At 43.0% G+C, this 17,306-nt stretch carries 19 protein-coding genes, 1 other RNA gene and 1 riboswitch; of the genes, 6 read left to right on the forward strand and 14 right to left on the reverse strand.

Annotated features, from left to right (window positions below):
- Positions 1-2: 2 nt before the first annotated feature.
- On the reverse strand, positions 3-575 hold the full coding sequence (locus tag BN1765_RS12080) for a xanthine phosphoribosyltransferase (RefSeq protein WP_050615373.1): 573 nt from the start codon (positions 573-575) through the stop codon (positions 3-5).
- Between the two features lie 104 nt (positions 576-679).
- A riboswitch (purine riboswitch) is annotated at positions 680-781 on the reverse strand.
- A gap of 353 nt (positions 782-1,134) precedes the next feature.
- On the opposite strand from BN1765_RS12080, the gene BN1765_RS12085 reads away from it, so the two are divergent.
- Genes BN1765_RS12085 through BN1765_RS12095 form a run of 3 tightly spaced genes read left to right on the forward strand, consistent with a single transcriptional unit; the run spans position 1,135 to position 3,433 of the window.
- Positions 1,135-1,284, forward strand: a complete 150-nt coding sequence (locus BN1765_RS12085) for a cytochrome c oxidase subunit 2A (RefSeq protein WP_050615374.1) — start codon at positions 1,135-1,137, stop codon at positions 1,282-1,284.
- A 21-nt stretch (positions 1,285-1,305) separates the two neighbouring features.
- Positions 1,306-1,791 carry a cytochrome c oxidase subunit II gene (locus BN1765_RS12090; protein ID WP_050615375.1) on the forward strand — a complete coding sequence of 162 codons (486 nt, stop codon included), beginning with the start codon at positions 1,306-1,308 and terminating at the stop codon, positions 1,789-1,791.
- Positions 1,781-3,433: a b(o/a)3-type cytochrome-c oxidase subunit 1 gene (locus BN1765_RS12095; protein WP_050615376.1), complete on the forward strand. Its 1,653-nt coding sequence runs from the start codon at positions 1,781-1,783 to the stop codon at positions 3,431-3,433. The genes BN1765_RS12090 and BN1765_RS12095 overlap by 11 nt, the downstream gene beginning before the upstream one ends.
- A gap of 45 nt (positions 3,434-3,478) precedes the next feature.
- Here BN1765_RS12095 and BN1765_RS12100 read toward each other — a convergent pair whose 3' ends face one another.
- Positions 3,479-4,414: a DMT family transporter gene (locus BN1765_RS12100; RefSeq protein ID WP_069203024.1), complete on the reverse strand. Its 936-nt coding sequence runs from the start codon at positions 4,412-4,414 to the stop codon at positions 3,479-3,481.
- A 168-nt stretch (positions 4,415-4,582) separates the two neighbouring features.
- The gene (locus BN1765_RS12105) at positions 4,583-6,091 is read right to left on the reverse strand and encodes a carboxypeptidase M32 (protein ID WP_050615377.1); all 1,509 of its coding nucleotides are present in this window, start codon (positions 6,089-6,091) and stop codon (positions 4,583-4,585) included.
- A 189-nt stretch (positions 6,092-6,280) separates the two neighbouring features.
- On the opposite strand from BN1765_RS12105, the gene BN1765_RS12110 reads away from it, so the two are divergent.
- Positions 6,281-6,790, forward strand: a complete 510-nt coding sequence (locus BN1765_RS12110; RefSeq protein ID WP_050615378.1) for a GrpB family protein — start codon at positions 6,281-6,283, stop codon at positions 6,788-6,790.
- A gap of 99 nt (positions 6,791-6,889) precedes the next feature.
- On the opposite strand, the gene BN1765_RS12115 is transcribed toward BN1765_RS12110, so the two are convergent.
- From BN1765_RS12115 to BN1765_RS12135, 7 genes are all read right to left on the reverse strand, one after another.
- Positions 6,890-8,818, reverse strand: coding sequence for an ATP-dependent DNA helicase (locus tag BN1765_RS12115; RefSeq protein WP_050615379.1), 1,929 nt, complete (start codon positions 8,816-8,818; stop codon positions 6,890-6,892).
- Positions 8,819-8,903: 85 nt separating this feature from the next.
- The gene (locus tag BN1765_RS20080; RefSeq protein ID WP_154666088.1) at positions 8,904-9,077 is read right to left on the reverse strand and encodes a hypothetical protein; all 174 of its coding nucleotides are present in this window, start codon (positions 9,075-9,077) and stop codon (positions 8,904-8,906) included.
- A 66-nt stretch (positions 9,078-9,143) separates the two neighbouring features.
- A complete protein-coding gene (locus BN1765_RS12120) occupies positions 9,144-10,298 on the reverse strand; it encodes a THUMP domain-containing class I SAM-dependent RNA methyltransferase (RefSeq protein WP_050615380.1) in 1,155 nt (384 codons plus the stop codon).
- A 136-nt stretch (positions 10,299-10,434) separates the two neighbouring features.
- Positions 10,435-10,823, reverse strand: an RNA gene (gene rnpB, locus BN1765_RS19325) — RNase P RNA component class B.
- A gap of 91 nt (positions 10,824-10,914) precedes the next feature.
- Complete coding sequence (gpsB, locus tag BN1765_RS12125) at positions 10,915-11,226, reverse strand: cell division regulator GpsB (RefSeq protein WP_050615381.1); 312 nt, start codon at positions 11,224-11,226, stop codon at positions 10,915-10,917.
- A 112-nt stretch (positions 11,227-11,338) separates the two neighbouring features.
- A complete protein-coding gene (locus tag BN1765_RS12130) occupies positions 11,339-11,908 on the reverse strand; it encodes an SLOG family protein (RefSeq protein WP_050615382.1) in 570 nt (189 codons plus the stop codon).
- Between the two features lie 111 nt (positions 11,909-12,019).
- On the reverse strand, positions 12,020-12,364 hold the full coding sequence (locus tag BN1765_RS12135; RefSeq protein ID WP_050615383.1) for a hypothetical protein: 345 nt from the start codon (positions 12,362-12,364) through the stop codon (positions 12,020-12,022).
- Positions 12,365-12,897: 533 nt separating this feature from the next.
- On the opposite strand from BN1765_RS12135, the gene BN1765_RS12140 reads away from it, so the two are divergent.
- A complete protein-coding gene (locus tag BN1765_RS12140) occupies positions 12,898-13,380 on the forward strand; it encodes an Hsp20/alpha crystallin family protein (RefSeq protein WP_050615384.1) in 483 nt (160 codons plus the stop codon).
- Positions 13,381-13,460: 80 nt separating this feature from the next.
- On the opposite strand, the gene BN1765_RS20085 is transcribed toward BN1765_RS12140, so the two are convergent.
- The 4 genes from BN1765_RS20085 to BN1765_RS12160 all read right to left on the reverse strand — a co-directional run bounded on the left by BN1765_RS20085 (position 13,461) and on the right by BN1765_RS12160 (position 16,578).
- Positions 13,461-14,144, reverse strand: coding sequence for a YppG family protein (locus BN1765_RS20085; RefSeq protein ID WP_050615385.1), 684 nt, complete (start codon positions 14,142-14,144; stop codon positions 13,461-13,463).
- A 272-nt stretch (positions 14,145-14,416) separates the two neighbouring features.
- Complete coding sequence (locus tag BN1765_RS12150) at positions 14,417-14,770, reverse strand: DUF1798 family protein (RefSeq protein ID WP_050615386.1); 354 nt, start codon at positions 14,768-14,770, stop codon at positions 14,417-14,419.
- 83 nt (positions 14,771-14,853) lie between these two features.
- On the reverse strand, positions 14,854-15,105 hold the full coding sequence (locus BN1765_RS12155; protein WP_050615387.1) for a hypothetical protein: 252 nt from the start codon (positions 15,103-15,105) through the stop codon (positions 14,854-14,856).
- 441 nt (positions 15,106-15,546) lie between these two features.
- On the reverse strand, positions 15,547-16,578 hold the full coding sequence (locus BN1765_RS12160) for a DUF2515 family protein (protein WP_315969831.1): 1,032 nt from the start codon (positions 16,576-16,578) through the stop codon (positions 15,547-15,549).
- A gap of 87 nt (positions 16,579-16,665) precedes the next feature.
- On the opposite strand from BN1765_RS12160, the gene recU reads away from it, so the two are divergent.
- Positions 16,666-17,280, forward strand: coding sequence for a Holliday junction resolvase RecU (gene recU, locus BN1765_RS12165; RefSeq protein WP_050615389.1), 615 nt, complete (start codon positions 16,666-16,668; stop codon positions 17,278-17,280).
- The last annotated feature ends 26 nt before the right edge of the window (positions 17,281-17,306 follow it).

A 17,306-nucleotide genomic window follows, 5' to 3' on the forward strand; every position in this document is an offset into this window, starting at 1 on the left:
AATTAGTCTACAAACGTAACTGTTCCATCTGCTAATGAAGCGACCCTTGCAAGGGATTCCAACTGGATGCCTGTCTCAAGGATGAGCTGGCGGCCATCCTGGAATGATTTTTCTATCACTATTCCTACTCCGACAGGCTCTGCACCTGCTTGTTTCACAATATCGATCAAACCAAGGGCGGCCTGGCCATTCGCCAGGAAATCGTCAATAATCAGAATTCGTTCCCCTTTTTCAATGAAATGGCTGGAAATAGTGACGTCATTGGTCTCTTGTTTGGTAAAAGAGTAAACTTTGGTCGTTATCAACCCTTCAGTAAGGGTTAACGATTTACGCTTGCGTGCAAAAACCATCGGCACTTCAAGTTCGAGAGCAGTCATGAGCGCCGGCCCGATTCCCGAAGATTCAATCGTCAGCACTTTTGTGATCCCTGCCTCCTTGAAGCAGCGTGCAAATTCTTTGCCAATCTCTTTCATCAGCACCGGATCCATTTGGTGATTGATGAATGAATCGACCTTTAGCACCGTCTCCGATAATACTTTACCTTCTTGTTGAATTTTCTTTTTCAATAATTCCATCGTTAAACCCTCCATGTTTGTTCCTTGTATGCAAAAAGGCTCAGGCTTTGCTGCCGGACTCTCAAAAAAAGAGTGCAACAATCAAGCCTGAGCCTATATCATCTCAAGAAAAAATGTCCACTCATAGTCAAGTCATTTGTGGTGACCCGGTAGAAACTTGCGGGCCATATCCCCGCGATTATATGAGAGAAAGTTTATTGTTTTATATTTGCATATTATATCACATTATACGCATTTGCATAGTACATTCGTATTCTAATAGTAAATCACATAGTTTCTATTTTTTGTCTGCCTAAAAATAGTAGCGTATCTCTAAAAGCATAAATACAACAAGGCATACGCCCTTGGCAGGAACCACACTTCACACTAATTTCACATTTCAACTTCAGAAAAAAGGGTTATTTTTCCTCATAAATAAACTTTACACCATTTAGGCAGTGAAAATATGATAATTGAATAATTTGTGAAGTGGAAAAAAGCGTCTGGCAAACCAATCGGACTTTTGTATGATAAACATGTACTCATCGTAATTCCTAATTTTTTGAAGGGAGTGAAAAAAATGGCACAAACTCAATTAAAGAAAAAACCGGAGGCCCATACGGACGAACATTCATCCCTTAAAGGAACGCTCGCTTCTGTTTTTATAGTCGGACTCGTCATTCTTGTAACTTGGGTAAGTGTTTATTTTCTTTTTGTGAATCGTTTATAGACGTTAAGGGGGAACCATGCCATGCATATGCATAAATATGAAAAAATATGGCTTATTTTCGGGGTAGGCGCACTGCTAGTGTTTCTTACCGTCCTGGGCATAAGTGCCTTTTATTTAGGAAACCAACCGCCAAGCTGCCTTGCTACGATCGATCCTGAGAAAGTGGATCAAACGGCTCCATTCGATAAACCTGGGCTGCATAAGGTCAAAGGCAAGGACTGGGATTACGAGCTTGTCTTGGTAGCACAGGCTTTCTCCTATACTCCAATGAAAATCGAAATACCTAAAGGGGCGAAAGTAAAAATCATGGTGGCCACCAAGGATGTCATTCATGGTTTCGAAGTAGCAGGAACAAATATCAATATGATGGTTGAGCCAGGGTTCATCTCTGAATATACAACAACATTCAATAAAACGGGTGAACATCTGATTATTTGTAATGAATATTGTGGTGTCGGCCATCACATGATGAATTCAAGAATCGAGGTGGTTGACCATGCAAAATAGTCCAAATGTTAAAGTTGATCCCAAGGATGCAAAACTATCCATGGCCCATTTGTATGTCGCGTTTACCGCTTTAGCATTGGGCGGATTGGCCGGGCTATTGCAGGTATTGGTGCGCTCCGGCAAGTTCGAGCTGCCGTTTGGCATTACCTATTACCAAGTCCTTACTGTCCACGGAGTACTTTTAGGGCTTATTCTTACTACTTTTTTCATTATCGGCTTTCAATTGGCCGCGGTGAGCCGGACAACGGGCGCGCTGGGAAACAAGGCCCGTAAAGCCGGATGGATTGGCTTTACGCTGATGACCATTGGAACCGCAATGGCTGCCGCGATGGTGCTGCTCAATAAAGCGACTGTCCTATTCACTTTCTATGCCCCATTGCAAGCGCATCCCATTTTCTATATTGGCCTTACCTTGGTGGTAGTGGGAAGTTGGATTTCAGGAGGGGCATTGATCTCCAATTATGTCAGATGGCGCAAGCAAAATCCGGGGAAAATCAGCCCTCTGTTGACCTTCATGGCTGTCATCAATACTGTTTTGTGGATAGTAGCTACAATCGGCGTCGCAGCAACGGTCCTATTGCAAATGCTGCCGTGGTCCCTAGGATTGGTCGACACAATCGACGTGCTTGTCAGCCGTACCTTATTCTGGTATTTCGGGCATCCGCTCGTATACTTCTGGCTATTGCCTGCTTATATGTGCTGGTATGTCGTCATCCCTAAAGTATTGGGAACAAAAGTATTTTCCGATTCGCTTGCACGGATGAGTTTCATTCTGTTTCTGTTATTCTCAGTGCCTGTCGGATTCCATCACCAATTGCTTGAGCCAGGAATCGACCCTGCATGGAAGTTCCTACAAGTCATCCTGACCTTCCTGGTGGTTATCCCTTCTCTTATGACGGCATTCTCGCTATTCGGCACCTTCGAAATGTATGGACGCTCAAAAGGGGCTAAAGGAATGTTCGGCTGGATCAAGAAACTTCCTTGGGGAGACGCCCGATTCGTTGTCCCATTTATCGGGATGGTTGCGTTTATTCCTGCCGGAGCAGGCGGAATGGTCAATGCATCCAACCAGTTAAATCAAGTTGTCCATAACACTGTCTGGGTAACAGGCCATTTCCATCTGACACTGGCCACATCAGTAGTGCTTACATTCTTTGGCATCATGTACTGGCTTGTACCGCATCTGACCGGAAGAGTGCTTACTCCACAAATGAATAAGCTGGCGATCATCCAAGCTGTTCTATGGTCGATCGGCATGGCTTTCATGTCGGGTGCCATGCATGCGGCCGGCTTGCTGGGTGCTCCGCGCCGTTCTTCTTATTCAACTTACGGGGAATCACAGCAGGCAATTGATTGGATTCCTTATCAAATCGCCCAGGCAATCGGCGGAACCATATTATTCATCGGGATTATTCTCGTTCTCTATATCTTTATCAAACTAGCTTTCTTTGCTCCGAAGGGCGATCAGGAATTCCCTGTCGGCGAAAGCGAAGAAAATGGAGAAAAGGCCCCGATGGTTTTCGAAAACTGGAAGCTGTGGCTTGGCATAACAGTCGTATTGATTTTATTTGCCTATACGATTCCTTTTATCGATATGATACAAAATGCACCGCCGGGTTCTAAAGGCTATAAGTTCTTCTGATTAACTTGCCTTAGCCAATCTTGCAAATAGAATGACGAAAAAGGATCATCCATTAACAGAATGATCCTTTTCTTTGTTTATGCCCGTTTTACGCGGCCAAGACAAACCTTTATCAAAACTAGCGGCCATTGCACTGAAGCAAATAATCACTCCCCCCACCAGCTGGACTGCCGATATCCGGTCACCAAAAAACAGGATCCCGATCAGCATGGCGGTCAGCGGCTCCACAGTTGATAGAATAGAGGCCTTGCTGCTTTCTATCCCTTTTAATCCTTCCGTGTATAACAAAAAAGCCAGTACGGTCGACAACCCGCATAAACCAATAATGAACATCACCATTTCTACATTCAGCAATCTCGGCAGCACTTCCCAAATTCTTACGGAAGGAACAAGCACAAGTGAAGCGACAAAGAAAGTATAAAATGAAATTGTAAACGGAGAATATCTCTTTAAGGCGAATTTCCCGAAAATACTGTACAAAGCATATCCGAACCCTGCTCCAAGTCCAATCACATAACCTAGTTTGCCTCCCCCTCCAACAAGGCCGCCTGAACCAGCCACGAGCAAACAACCGATCAATGTCATTGCAAGAAGTCCGATTTTACCGAGGGTCAGTTTCTCTTTCAAAAAAAGAACCGACATAACCATGACAAAAGCAGGCGCTGTATACAAGAGGATGACTGCCACCGACAGGGAGAGCATATTGATTGCCGTAAAAAACGCCCAGTTAAAAAAAGCGATGCTTAGAAGGCCTGTGCCAATGAATAGATAGCAATCCTTCCACTTGATCTTCAATTCCTGCCTGAAGCTGGCCATGCCAATCATAAACAAAATAAGTGCAGAAAATAGCACCCTGACAGTTACAATTTCCAATTCATCGAGCCCCGCCTGTCCAATGCCTTTCACAAACACACCGATCAATCCCCAAAAAAAGGCCGCCAGCAATACGAACAAGCTGGATGTTAAGGCTGTTTTTCCCATAATACCCCCTATGAAAAGAAAAGGGAGATGAAGCCATCTCCCTTGTTCTAATGATATCCATTTCTAACTATAAGACCATTCTCTAAAAAACGTTGAACTCAAGTCACTTTTAGAATCCGATTGGTTCATCTAATGACCGTCGGGGAATGTATACCCCTTGGCTGGTCTTTATAATGAATAGACAGTGCTGTATTTTTCTTTGAGATAATCGATTAAATATTGGACATTCAATCCTTCGCCCGTGATGTCATTCAATAATTGAAGCGGTTCCTTCATTTTGCCATATTGGTGGATATGGGTGTTAAGCCATTCTTTAATAGGTGTTAGGTTTCCTCCTTCCAATAATTCATCGAAATGTGGAAGATCTTTTAACATGGCATGCTTAAACTGAGCGGCATACATGTAGCCGAGTGCATATGAAGGGAAATATCCAAAGCTTCCTCCTGCCCAGTGTACATCCTGCAGCACTCCTTCTCCGTCATTAGCCGGTTCAACGCCAAGATATTCTTTATACTTGGCGTTCCAAATGGCAGGCAAATCCTTTACTTCAATTTCGCCATTGAAAAGAGCCTTTTCTATTTCATAGCGGACCATTACATGTAACGGATACGTTAATTCATCCGCTTCAATTCGGATAAGGGACGGCTTCGCCTCATTGATGGCACGGTAATAGTCTTCAAGGGAAATACCCTCGAATTGCGAAGATGCCGCCTGCAAATCTTTGTAATTTTTCTTCCAGAAGGATTTATTGCGGCCAATGAAATTTTCAAAGAATAATGATTGGGATTCATGGATACCCATTGATGTGCCAGATGCCAGCGGCGTCCCCATTAAATCAGTGGAAACATTTTGCTCATAGATGGCATGCCCGCACTCATGGATTGTGCCGAAGACAGCGGAACGGAAGTCATTCTCATCGTATTTGGTGGTGATCCGCACATCGTTCCGGTTGATCGTAATCTCAAAAGGATGGACTGTTTCATCCAGACGGCCGGCGCCAAAATCATATTGCAGCTGCTTTAAAATTCCTAAGCTGAAATCCTTCTGGCTTTCTTTCGGGAAATGTTTGAACAAAAAAGAAGATTCCGGCTGGTTCGCGCTCTCAGAAATCTTTTTGACAAGCGGAACAATCTCCTTTCGTAATTTGCCGAATACATCATCCAAAATATCTACGGTCATGCCCGGTTCGTATATATCAAGCAGAGTATTGTATTTATTGCCTTCATACCCCCAATATTCAATGAACTTGCGGTTAAATTCCACAATTTTTTCAAGATACGGCTGGAAAGACGGGAAATCAGCGTTTTCCTTTGCCTCTTCCCAAGCGCTTTCCGCCTTGCTGACCAGCATCGTATATTCTTTATGTTCATCAGCCGGTATCTTTTTATTGCGGTCATATTCTTTACGGCACTCTTGCACCAATTTGTTAGTAATTTCAGATAATTCTTCCTTGGCTTCGTCTGTGCTCAACACTTCTATGTATGCTTTCATTTCATCGGAAGTACTCATTTCGAACATCTGCGAAGATAACATTCCTATGACTTCAGAACGTTGTTCCACTCCTTTTTTCGGCGCTCCGGTACGCAAGTCCCAATAAATCAAGGCAAGTGCTTCGTTATATGCGGCCATTTTTTTGACCAACTCAAGAAATTTGGTTTCTTCTTGTTTAATCGTCATTCTTTTTCCCCCTTTTTTCCTCTTATTTTACCATAAAGCACCTAATAGGGGATGCTATTATTTTGTATACCGAAACTTTCTGTACACCAATAGACACTATTATTATGTTGATCGGCCGAATGCCCTGGATAGCAATTGATTTGGTAGAATGTTACAATTAATGAATAACGGGGAATAGGAGTGTTGAAGATGTTAGGGTTGCCAAAAGGGGAAGTTTTTTTAATTCCTTGGACCGAAGAATGGGAAAGAGAATTCTTTATAGAAAAGGAAAAAATACAAAATAAAATAGGTACATACATAGTTGATATCCATCACATTGGGAGCACGGCTGTTAAACAATTAAGCGCAAAACCAATTATTGATATTGCAATTGAAATCAAAGGCTTTAGTGAAGGCGAAACATGTATCTCGCCTCTAGAGGAATTAGGCTATTCATGCAAAGGAACACATATTCTGCCTGACAGGTATTATTTTAATAAAGGTGAACCCCGAACCCACCAAATCCATATGTATGAAAGCGGAAATAGATATTTACTTGAACAGTTGAAATTCAGGGATTATTTGATAAACAACGAGAACGCAAAATCTGAATATGAACAACTTAAAGTAACACTGTCAGCTTTAAACAAAAATAACAAATATAAATATGCGGAGGAAAAAACCGATTTCATCAAAGCGATTTTAGACAAAATCAAATAAAAAACGCTTGGAAGTGAATTGCACCCCGATTGTTAAACACAACAATTGAAGATGCACTTCAAATCCCAAGCGTTTTTTTGAGCTAATTTTACTGCATTTTTATAGAATGACAGGTTCTACAGGCAGAACATCTTTTACCGATTGCCGTACATCTGCCGGAAGCTCTGTATCCAAATAGATATGCACGTGGCCGTGGTCGCTGCTCGTACGGATCAAGCGGCCGATCCCCTGGCGCAAACGCAGCAGCATATACGGAAGATCGACTTCTTCGAATGGCTGTTTAACCGCTTGGCGTTTCGCCTGGAAGACAGGATCGCTCGGAGGGAATGGCAAGCCGTAAATGATGACATTATTGAGCGATTTGCCCGGAATATCAAGCCCTTCCCAAAGATGGTGTGTACAGAAGACCGATTCATCATGTGTTTGGAATTTCTTCACCGTTTCACTGATTTCCTCGTCACCTTCGAAATAGACCGGATAAGGCAGTTCCTGCTGGACCATATACGATTTGAATTGCTGCATTTCTTCAAAGGACGGGAACAGAACCAGTGTCGATCCGTTATTGGCTTTGATATTTTCAAATGTATTGGCATTCTTGGCTGCCGTGTCATTCTTTGCATATGAATGCAGGGAAATCTTCATGACTTCATCGTAATCGAATGGCGAATCGACTGAGAAATGGGCATATTCCTTGATGCCAAGAGAGCTGGCAATATAATCGAAGGAGCCTTTTTCAGAAAGTGTCGCTGAAGAGAAGATATAAGGAATATCCTTAGAGAAGACCTCCTCTGCAAGGATGTCACTGACCAATCGAGGCATAACGACCAAAGAACTTTTCACATCATCCCGCTCCAGCCAGACAACAGCATTTTGGCCCCGCGAAAATAAGGAAAACGAGTACGAAATTTGTTCGAGGTACTCTTCACTGATCTTCACGCTATATTCATCGACCGTATGCAGTTCGGCTTCGAATACAAGGCTCTCCAGTACATTTTCAATATGGTCCTGCAGTTCCTTCGCTTTCTGCTGCAAGGAAGCTGTGGATTGCAACTCATATCGGTGCGATCCTTCAATATGCTTACTGGTCTCCTTGAGATTGCGGAAGAACATTTCGTTAAGATAGATGGTGTCTTCAATCAACAATAATGTTTCCTCACGCATATCATTCGCCAGCAAGGCAGTAAGGACTTCATCGATCATATCTTCAGAAATCTTATACGTAAGCCCTTTTTGCGCCGCAAATTCCAGCAGATGCCCTTCGTCAAAAATGACCGCACTGTATTCCGGAAGCAATGGCAATTGGCCTTCACGCTTGCGGGATTCCTTCGTCCATACATGCTCCATAAAGAAATCATGGGAACAGACAATCAAATCCTGCGCCTTGCGGTAATGGTCGCGCGATAATGTTTGGCCGCAGCGGTGGCGTTTTTCACAAGAGAAACAATTCTGCATCGAATCCCAGCCAACCTTATTCCATTCGTCATTCGTAAGATAGGCATATTCTTTGCGGTCGCCGTACACGCCGAAAGCATTCATGCTGGAATGGTCATGCACAAAATCAGGAAGCGAATCATGAAGCATGTCGATATTCTCGCTGTCTTCGCTCATGACCGCCTTCTCCAATTTATTCAGGCAGACATACTGGTCGCGCGATTTAGCCAAACGGACATCAATATCCAGGCCCAATGCTTCGGAAATTTTGGCAATATCTCCTTCTTCCTTTACCAGCTGCTCGATCAGCGTTTCATCTGCGCAAGAAATAATAGCGGGTTGATTGCGGTATCTGGCATAGCAGATCGCATACAAAAGATAGACAATCGTTTTGCCTGTACCCACACCGGCTTCGGCAAATATCGTCTTTTTCTCTTTGAAGGCTTTCTCTAGCTGAAAGGCCATATAGATTTGTTCATCTCGTTCCTCGAATCCCTTTTCCGGAAGGATGTCATAGAACACGTCCCCGATCCATTCGGAGAGCTTATCGTAAAAAGCCTCATTTTTTGAGACAGTAAATGGGAGAGTTTTCAGCATATAGTGGTTCCTTTCCTACTTTAGATAAATACGTTATACAAAAGAAAAATTGGCTAGAAAGCTTCCTTTCTGCCAATTTCATTTTTCACTGATATCCCTTTTTCATCAATAGATGGATCAGCGCCCTGGAAGCATCATCTTTTGCTTCTTCGATCCGCCTTTCCCCTTCTGATGGATGGTCAGGTATAGCTTGCAGCTGATTGTACGTATTCGAAATAGCTTTCAGTATACACTGAAAATCATGGGTTTGATTAATCACGTCTACTCTCTCCCTCATTAGCAATATCTTCATTATATGCCAACGCGGAAGCAATTATGTATCGTGTCAGTCCCGTTCTTTACGTTTCGGCCGCTTGCCCCAGTACTGATAGAAATCGGTCCGTATAAAACCATTAAACAGTTTACGTTTTTTCGTAGCGGGCTTGCCATAAAAGCGCTCAAAGCCTTCATGGGATGTCAACATATAGACAGACCAAGTTTCATATTGGGAAAAGATCCTTCCCATATCACGGTACATTTTTTCCACTTCTGGCTTGTCGCCGAGACGTTCGCCGTAAGGAGGGTTCCCGATCAGGACGCCTGATTGTTCATACTTTTCATTGATAGTCAGATCGCTGACCTGCATTTGTTTGAACGTAATCAAGTCGCCCAATCCAGCCTCCAAGCTATTTTTCTTAGCAATCTCAATCATCCGGTGGTCGATGTCGCAACCGGTTATGTTGAGTGGCTGATCGTAGTTGGCCTTTTGGTCGGCCTCCTCGCGCACCTCTTCCCACACGGAGGCAGGAATCCATGGCCATTGTTCAGATACAAACTCACGGTTGAAGCCAGGAGCAATATTTTGCCCGATCAATGCAGCTTCAATCGGAATGGTGCCGGAACCGCAGAATGGATCGATCAGCGGTCGGTCAGGAGTCCATCTGCTAATTAGGATCAATGCGGCCGCCAGCGTTTCTTTCAACGGTGCTTCCCCCTGTTCAGCTCTGTATCCTCTTTTGTGCAGGCCGACACCTGATGTGTCCAAAGTCAATGTTGCCACATCTTTCAACATGGATATTTCGATCTTAAAAAGCGGACCGTTTTCCTCGAACCAGGCAATTCGTTTGTATGCCACTTTTAACCGTTCGACGATCGCTTTTTTGACGATGGCTTGGCAGTCAGAAATGCTGTACAGCTTTGATTTCACGGACTTGCCTGACACAGGGAACTCCCCGTCCTCCGTAATGAAGTTTTCCCACGGAAGTTTTTTCGTTTGCTCGAACAGCTCTTCAAAGGTGAACGCTTTAAAGCGGCCGATCTCTATTTTGATACGGTCAGCCGTCCGCAGCCACATATTGGCACGAGCTATTGCTTTTTCATCGCCTTTGAACGTCACTCGCCCGTTATCAACCGTACATTCATAGCCTAAATCACGTACTTCTTGTGCTACAATCGCTTCTAGACCCATAGCCGCTGTAGCAATTATTGTATATTGAGCCATTACATCACCTTTTAATTATAGTAACAAACCTAATGGTTATTCTGTCTAACAGTATAGACACTATTATAACAATAAAGACTCTCCTCTGAAAGGAGAGCCTTTGCTTGAATAGTCAATGTTATTAGATTGAAAAACGCTCTGTAAGCCATGTTTTGTTCTTTCGTACTGCAAATGGCCATTGTTAGGCCTCGTACAAAAGCGGCAATCATCTATCTACAGAAAAAACATTCTGTCCTTTACCCCGTTCATTTCCGCGGTGAAAGGTTCCCCTACCTAAATTTGGGTTTCTCGCTCGCGGGGTTTACCCGTTCCACCCTTTCCATTTCTGGAAAGGCTACGTCACTGTGGCACTTTTATAGGGTCATGCCATATCCATAAGGACTTAGGCAGTATCCCGGCCGTCAGCCCATCAAGGCTGCCCTAGCTTATTTTTTCACTAGGCACGAACACTACAGGCATCTCAGCCTGTGCGAGCATGGACTTTCCTCTACCGCTCTCGAAAGGCGGCAGCGATTACCCGAACGTCATCAAACATAACACTAATTATTATATGGGCTTCTCACATAAATATCAAGAGATAAATGTGATTAAATCCATTTTTTTTTAGAACAATGTCTTATTCGTATAATTTATTGCCGAAAACATGTTTTTCAAGATTAGACAAACGTTTGAGAATATCGAAGTTTGTTGTCCCTGGAGCAGCTTGTTGGTAGGATGCCGGTTGGCGGCTGCCGCCTTCTTCCAGCTTCTTGCGCAATTTTAGATTTTCCTGTTTCAATTCTTCGATTTCTTGATGGAATGTTTCATAATCGCGGATAACCAAATCAAGGAACTGATCGACATCTTCTGGTTTATAACCACGCATACCTGCTTTAAATTCTTTTTCTAATATATCTTTTGCAGTTAACTTAATTTTATCTGACAGCATTGGATTCACCTCTATACATATGCCATTCATTATCTTTAGTACTATTTTTTCAAAAACATCAGACTTTGTCAATTTATCTTATGCAATTCGTAAAAATATTATTGCTGAAAGCCTATTGTCCATCCCATTCATTAGTATGTTCATAGGTCGCTTCTTCTATTATTTGCTGAAGTTCATAAAAATCAATCTGCATAATCTCATATTCATGCGTTTCCCGGTATTCTTTTGCTGCTTTCCATAAAAATTTAGGCGATCCCTCGTTCTCTTCGTCGTAAACGATTAGCAGCCCATCGCTCTTATGCAGTAAGAATTGATCTCGATTCTTGAATTGCTGCGGACTTTCATATGGTTTTTTTGAAATAGAATCAACCAAATCTGCTTGCGCCAATATGTATTCGTAATATTCTTTGTTTTTCTCATTCCATTTGCTATCTTGCTCCAGGAATGGCGTTAAAACGCCCAATTTCAAATCCGGGTATTCTTCCATCATCGATAGGACCACTTCTGCGGCCCATAGCTCCACCCCTAATTGACCAGAGATGATGACCCATTGCAAACCTTCCTCTGCCAGCGTCTGAAGTCGGTTATGTACTGCTTTCTTGATAACCAAAGCTTCCGGTGCGTCATTTTTAAAAATACCCAACTCCGCACTTTTGTAACCTGTTACATATAGGACCTTCAAAACACCACTTCCTCATTCCTGAATCAGCAAAGCCATGTAGATTGTTGCTGTAGTGTACCATACGCAGGGCAAAAAAGAAAAGGGCTGTAAATAGTGCAGCCCCATATATATTCACGAAAAAGGCTTGTTCAGGCCTCCTGTCCAGTACCCCGGTTCCACGGCTCCTCCCCCGCCTCCCGGCAACATATGATGGCCTTTGTACGGTTTGGCAAAATGGTAATGGGGGACGACATGCTTAATAATATTCGTTTTGACATAATGGGTGACCGGATGGATAACCGGAGCGGCTACCTGCTCTGTTACCGTCTGATCACTCGTTCCATTACTCGCAAGCTGGGCCGGGATTTGCATGGCCGGCAGCCGGGCAATAGGCTGGCTGTATAATCCTGATGGCGTCCGATGAGCCCGCCAGCCCATAAATGGCCTGTTTCTTCCTCTTACGTTGATCGGCCTCATGGCTGATTCTCCCCTTTCAGACTTTTAATCTGACTATACAGAATATGTCGACAGGAGCAATCCGGTGCCTTATGGCTCATTTATCCGGTTCTAACTGGAGCTTAAAACACCCACTTCAGCACGTGGATGAAGACAAAAAAATCTTAGTAGAATGTTAAGTCCCTGAATGAACTCGGTTTGGTCCGACGAATGATCAGTGGATGGACAAAAATCCCCATCGACTGTTTCCCTTTATCTATCCTAAAAAAGCGTATGAGCTTCCCTTCAATACAGAAAACAAGACAATCGTCAAACAAAGAATAAAGAAAAACATGAATAGAATCGCCTTATGCATTTTGTTCCCTCACTTCATTAAAGCGTATAGTTACCGCTATCCATTCTACACGTTCTTCTCTAAGCCAACAACTCTTAATTTTGACATTTATCATTCAATATGTTATTAACATCTGGTCATTTGTCACATCCCCCGCTCTTAAAACATATGGTAATAATGAAGAAATAGACTATATATCCCGACAAAAGGAGTGCCGTTTATGCAAAATGAGGAACAAAAAAAACGCCCTTCTTCTCTCCAAAAGAAAAATCCGGAGATCCTGTCCGATTTTGTACTGAATATGGATCAATTGTTCAGCGGAAAGCCGCTAGGAAATATTCTTCAGTCGATGGACGGCTTTTTCCAGAACTCTAAATTGAACCGAAGCTTCCCAATTGAAATGATTGAAGAATCACACGCTTATATCGTAAGAGCCAAGCTGCCGGGCATCAGCAGGCAGCGGATCAACATCGAAGTCATCAATCAATCGCTTCACATCGTTGTGCGGCACGAAGAATCACTCGAACAGAAAAATACTTTGGGAGAAACAATCCGTTCCCAAAAAGCATACCAACATATACAGCGCAATATTACATTTGTCAAGCCGATTAACGATCAAGGAATCACAGCCGAACACAAAGATGGCCTACTAGAAATCACCGTTCCGAAAGTGAAAGGAAAAGAAATACGGATCAGCCAATAAAAAACGACAAGCTCGTGAGCTTGCCGTTTTTTATTGCCCGGAATCAAACTGACTGGAGAAGCCCTTTATAGCATAATAAATCATACACTGCCTCCGGTCGTCTTAAATATACCGCCGATTCCTTTAAACATACTCTGCACCTGATTCACAGTCCCCATCATCTGGCCGGCCGTATTCATCATTTTAGTGACATCTATTGAGCCGTCCTGTGTCTTAAATTGATTCATGATCGATTTAAAGCCCGATGGCTGTTCTTTTTGTATGCTTGCTTGTTTAGGATACGGGTGCGGGATTCCATTGTACGATGGTTGAGGCCCTTTTTGCTGCAAGGGATTAGCAAAAGGAGAAAGCCCTTTTTTATTCGCTGTTGCCATAGGGAAAGGCTGTGAAAACGGAGTTACTCCGTTAAAAGATGGATTGGACGGGCTATAAGCCTGGTTTACTGCCATTGGCTGTTGTGGAAATGGCTGTGAATACATATCCGTTTGAGCTGATGGATAAGGATTTTGTCCATAAGGTCCGTAATTAGGCTGATAACCGCTTTGCTGCATATAAGATGATGGCATCTGCTGGCCATAAGGCAACTGGTAAGGCATCGTCTGCATCAAAGAATCATCCGCATAAAGTGGCATCTGTGCATTGCCGCCCTCGTATAAATGCATATTGTATGGCTGGAAACCCGCGTGATAAACCCCGTCTTGCTGCATGGGCATCGGAGGCACCTGGCCGGACGGCACCCTCATTCTAATCATCTGTCTACTCATTGAACGAAAGCTCCTTTCTTTAGAATATGGCAGACCTCTACGCTTCATATTATGTATCCAGAGCCTTAAGGGTGAGTGCCCGCATTACGCATACTTTCGCTTAATTTCCCACTTAGGCTTCTTTGCCCGCACTCTTATTTCGAAGCGGGCCAGTCCGAACTAGATAAAGTAACATTTTCATCCACCAATTATTAGTGGATCCAATCAGATTCTTATTGGCGCTTAATTCCCCACTTACACCTTCCAGTTAAAACGGGATAAAAGAAAAAACGTCAGCTTTTCAACTGGCGCTCTAATGTGCTTAACAAAAACTTGGTTGATTGTACATAGCTTTTAAAACGATTGTAGCTGGATTTGTAGTGGAAAGCCTGTACACTGAGTTGGCACATATTATCCACCACTTGATCTAATTGCTTTTCACCATATATATATCCTTTTTGCAAAGAAATGGTTTCTTTAATCGAACGAAGCCACTCTTCTGACAACTGCTTCACCTCATTTGCAAAAGGCTCCACCACTTCATAAAAATCATATTCTTCTTGCGTTTGTCGTGTTTTATCATAAATATCATTGATTTCTTGGAGCTTATCATACAGAAGCTGGGTTTCGATTACTGTCTTTTCCATTAGGCCTTCTACCTCCTATATGCCTTTTTATTAAGAATAAAGGAAAACAGGCATTTACTCAAAGAAAAAAGAAGGCGGTTTTGTCAATAACTGAAGCCCGCTCGGCTAGCCGCAACACAGTGAACCTGTTTATTGCTCTCCAGCTTCAGCCAATCTTCCTCAGTGCGGTCCAACCGTGTCTCCAATTGATCCAACGCTTCCTTTTGCTGGGCATGCAAAGCAGTCGCTTCTTTTTCAACCGCATGCTGCAGCTTGCTTTCCAAACGATCCAATATAGCAGTAATCTCATCTATAAGCGCAATCATCTCACCGGCTGTTGCCATTTTTTCACCCATCGCATTTCCTCCTCCAAGATCTTTGATAGTATAATTATTCTCCTTTCTGAAAATGATTCCTTTGGCTTTGACAAAACTAGAACTATATCGGCAAAGAAAGCGGAACGGGGACTTCCTTCGACAAATACAATGCATTTTTTCCGGACAGAGAGAAAAACTATCTTCAGGAGGTGTTGATCATGGGAAGAAATGATTCAAAAGAACAGGAAATGAAAAAGCAAAAAAATAAACAGCAACAGCCAAATAGAGCGGGGCAAGGAAATCCGAAGCTCGACCGCCCTGACCATCCATCCACATAATGCGATTTAAAAAGGCTGGAACCCGCAACCGCCCATAGAGGCGATTGAAGGTTCCAGCCTTTCTTCTTTTACATAATGCGAAACTTTGATCGGCCAAGGTAACTTACACTTCTTATCCATTTAAGCCGGAGTCTTAGGCCAATTAGAATGGGACAAAAAAATTTTTGATAGCTGATAATAGACGGATATTCCTTTGCTTTTGTTCATACTGATGTGTCATATTTATACAATCAGGCAGCGGGGCCGGTTTCCGCCATTTTTTCTTGATGGGCGTATACCGGTCCCAGCATTCCCGATGGGCCAATTCATGGCGGATGACTGGATAAATACTTCGTAAGTACGGTGTTTCCCTTTGTTTTCTGTATGGATAATACTGTTCATAATCCCAGCGGGAGCCGGTATGTTCCGTCGATTTTGCAAATTGAAAGAATAACGGAAATTGTTCGGAATGGAATAGAATGCTGGCCAACTGTTTGCCCAGTTCAATGCGGGAAGACACATTTCTGAATCCAGCTACTGTAGCCCCGTATAACTCCCCTCTCTCAGTCGGGAAGATGACAGTGCTGAAATGAAGTCTGTCCTGGACGGCAAATAAAGAGGAGCGGAATACGTTTTCCTGCAGATCAACCCCTTCAATGACCGGCTTCTGAATGACATTTTGTTCATTGATAATCAACGCCGTCACCAGCCTTTCTTCATCCCTTCCCTTCAAAAAGGCGCCCCACTCCTCTGCCATAAATGAACTGACAGAAAAAGAAGGCAAAAAATGAAACAAAGACCTGTTTACTTTCGTCGAATAGTGGTATAGCAAAAGTTGGGGAAATGCATCTCGAAAGATTAGAAAATTAGCCACTTCATAAGTCATGAACAAGCTTCTCCTGTAACTAAGAGAAAGCACCTTCGGCAAAGTCGCACCTTCAAGATCGCACATATTCCATCCCGCATTCCGCGATACCATGCTAGCAAGAAAGGCCCATTTGATTTCAGGATATAGTTGAAAAAATGAGAAATAGGCAGCAGTTCTGCTAATATTATCCTTATTATATAGGGCTGTTAGGTTGTTGATCTTTGCAACAAGGCGAGATGGGTCGCTATTGCAAGCGCCTAAATCCCTAGAAACGGGCCACATTGGATTTCCTCCTTCCTCAAATAAATACAAAAAGTGTATAATCATGTATAGGTTGAAAGAATTCCAATTATTTTATTCAACATTTCAATTCTATATCTGGTATCATAGATGAGTGGTAAAGGGGGTAGCAAAATGGTCTTTCATTATCCGAACGGCAGAAAGTATGCTAGCGGAACCAAGTATGGGGACTTAAGCACTTCTCGGCCATTGCAGATCAACTATGGCAAACGTGGGATGACGCTTGAAGAAGATCTCAATGAAAGCAACCAATACTATTTGTCGCAATCGATCGCAGTGGTCCATAAAAAACCAACGCCCATCCAGATCGTGGACGTCCATTATCCGAAGAGAAGTGCGGCAGTCATAAAGGAAGCTTATTTTAAACAGGCATCCACAACCGACTATAATGGAGTATACAAGGGTAAATACCTGGATTTCGAAGCGAAGGAAACGCGGAATTCAACATCCTTCCCCTTGCAAAATGTCCATGAACACCAGATACTTCATATGGAGCAAGTTCTCCGGCAACAAGGGATTGCATTTATCATCATCCGGTTTGCGACCCTTGAAGAAATTTACCTTATGGAAGCTCACCATTTGATTGCTTTTTGGAATCGAATGCTCTCCGGAGGGAGAAAATCAATAACGAAACAAGAAGTGGAATCCACTTCTTATAAGATCCCTATCACCTTTCAACCTAGAATTGACTACATCAAAGTCATAGATAAATTGATTGCGAAAGAATAGAAGGGTTTCGAGAAAGGAAGGTTAGC

The organism is Bacillus testis, assembly GCF_001243895.1.
Taxonomy (GTDB): domain Bacteria; phylum Bacillota; class Bacilli; order Bacillales; family DSM-1321; genus Bacillus_AD; species Bacillus_AD testis.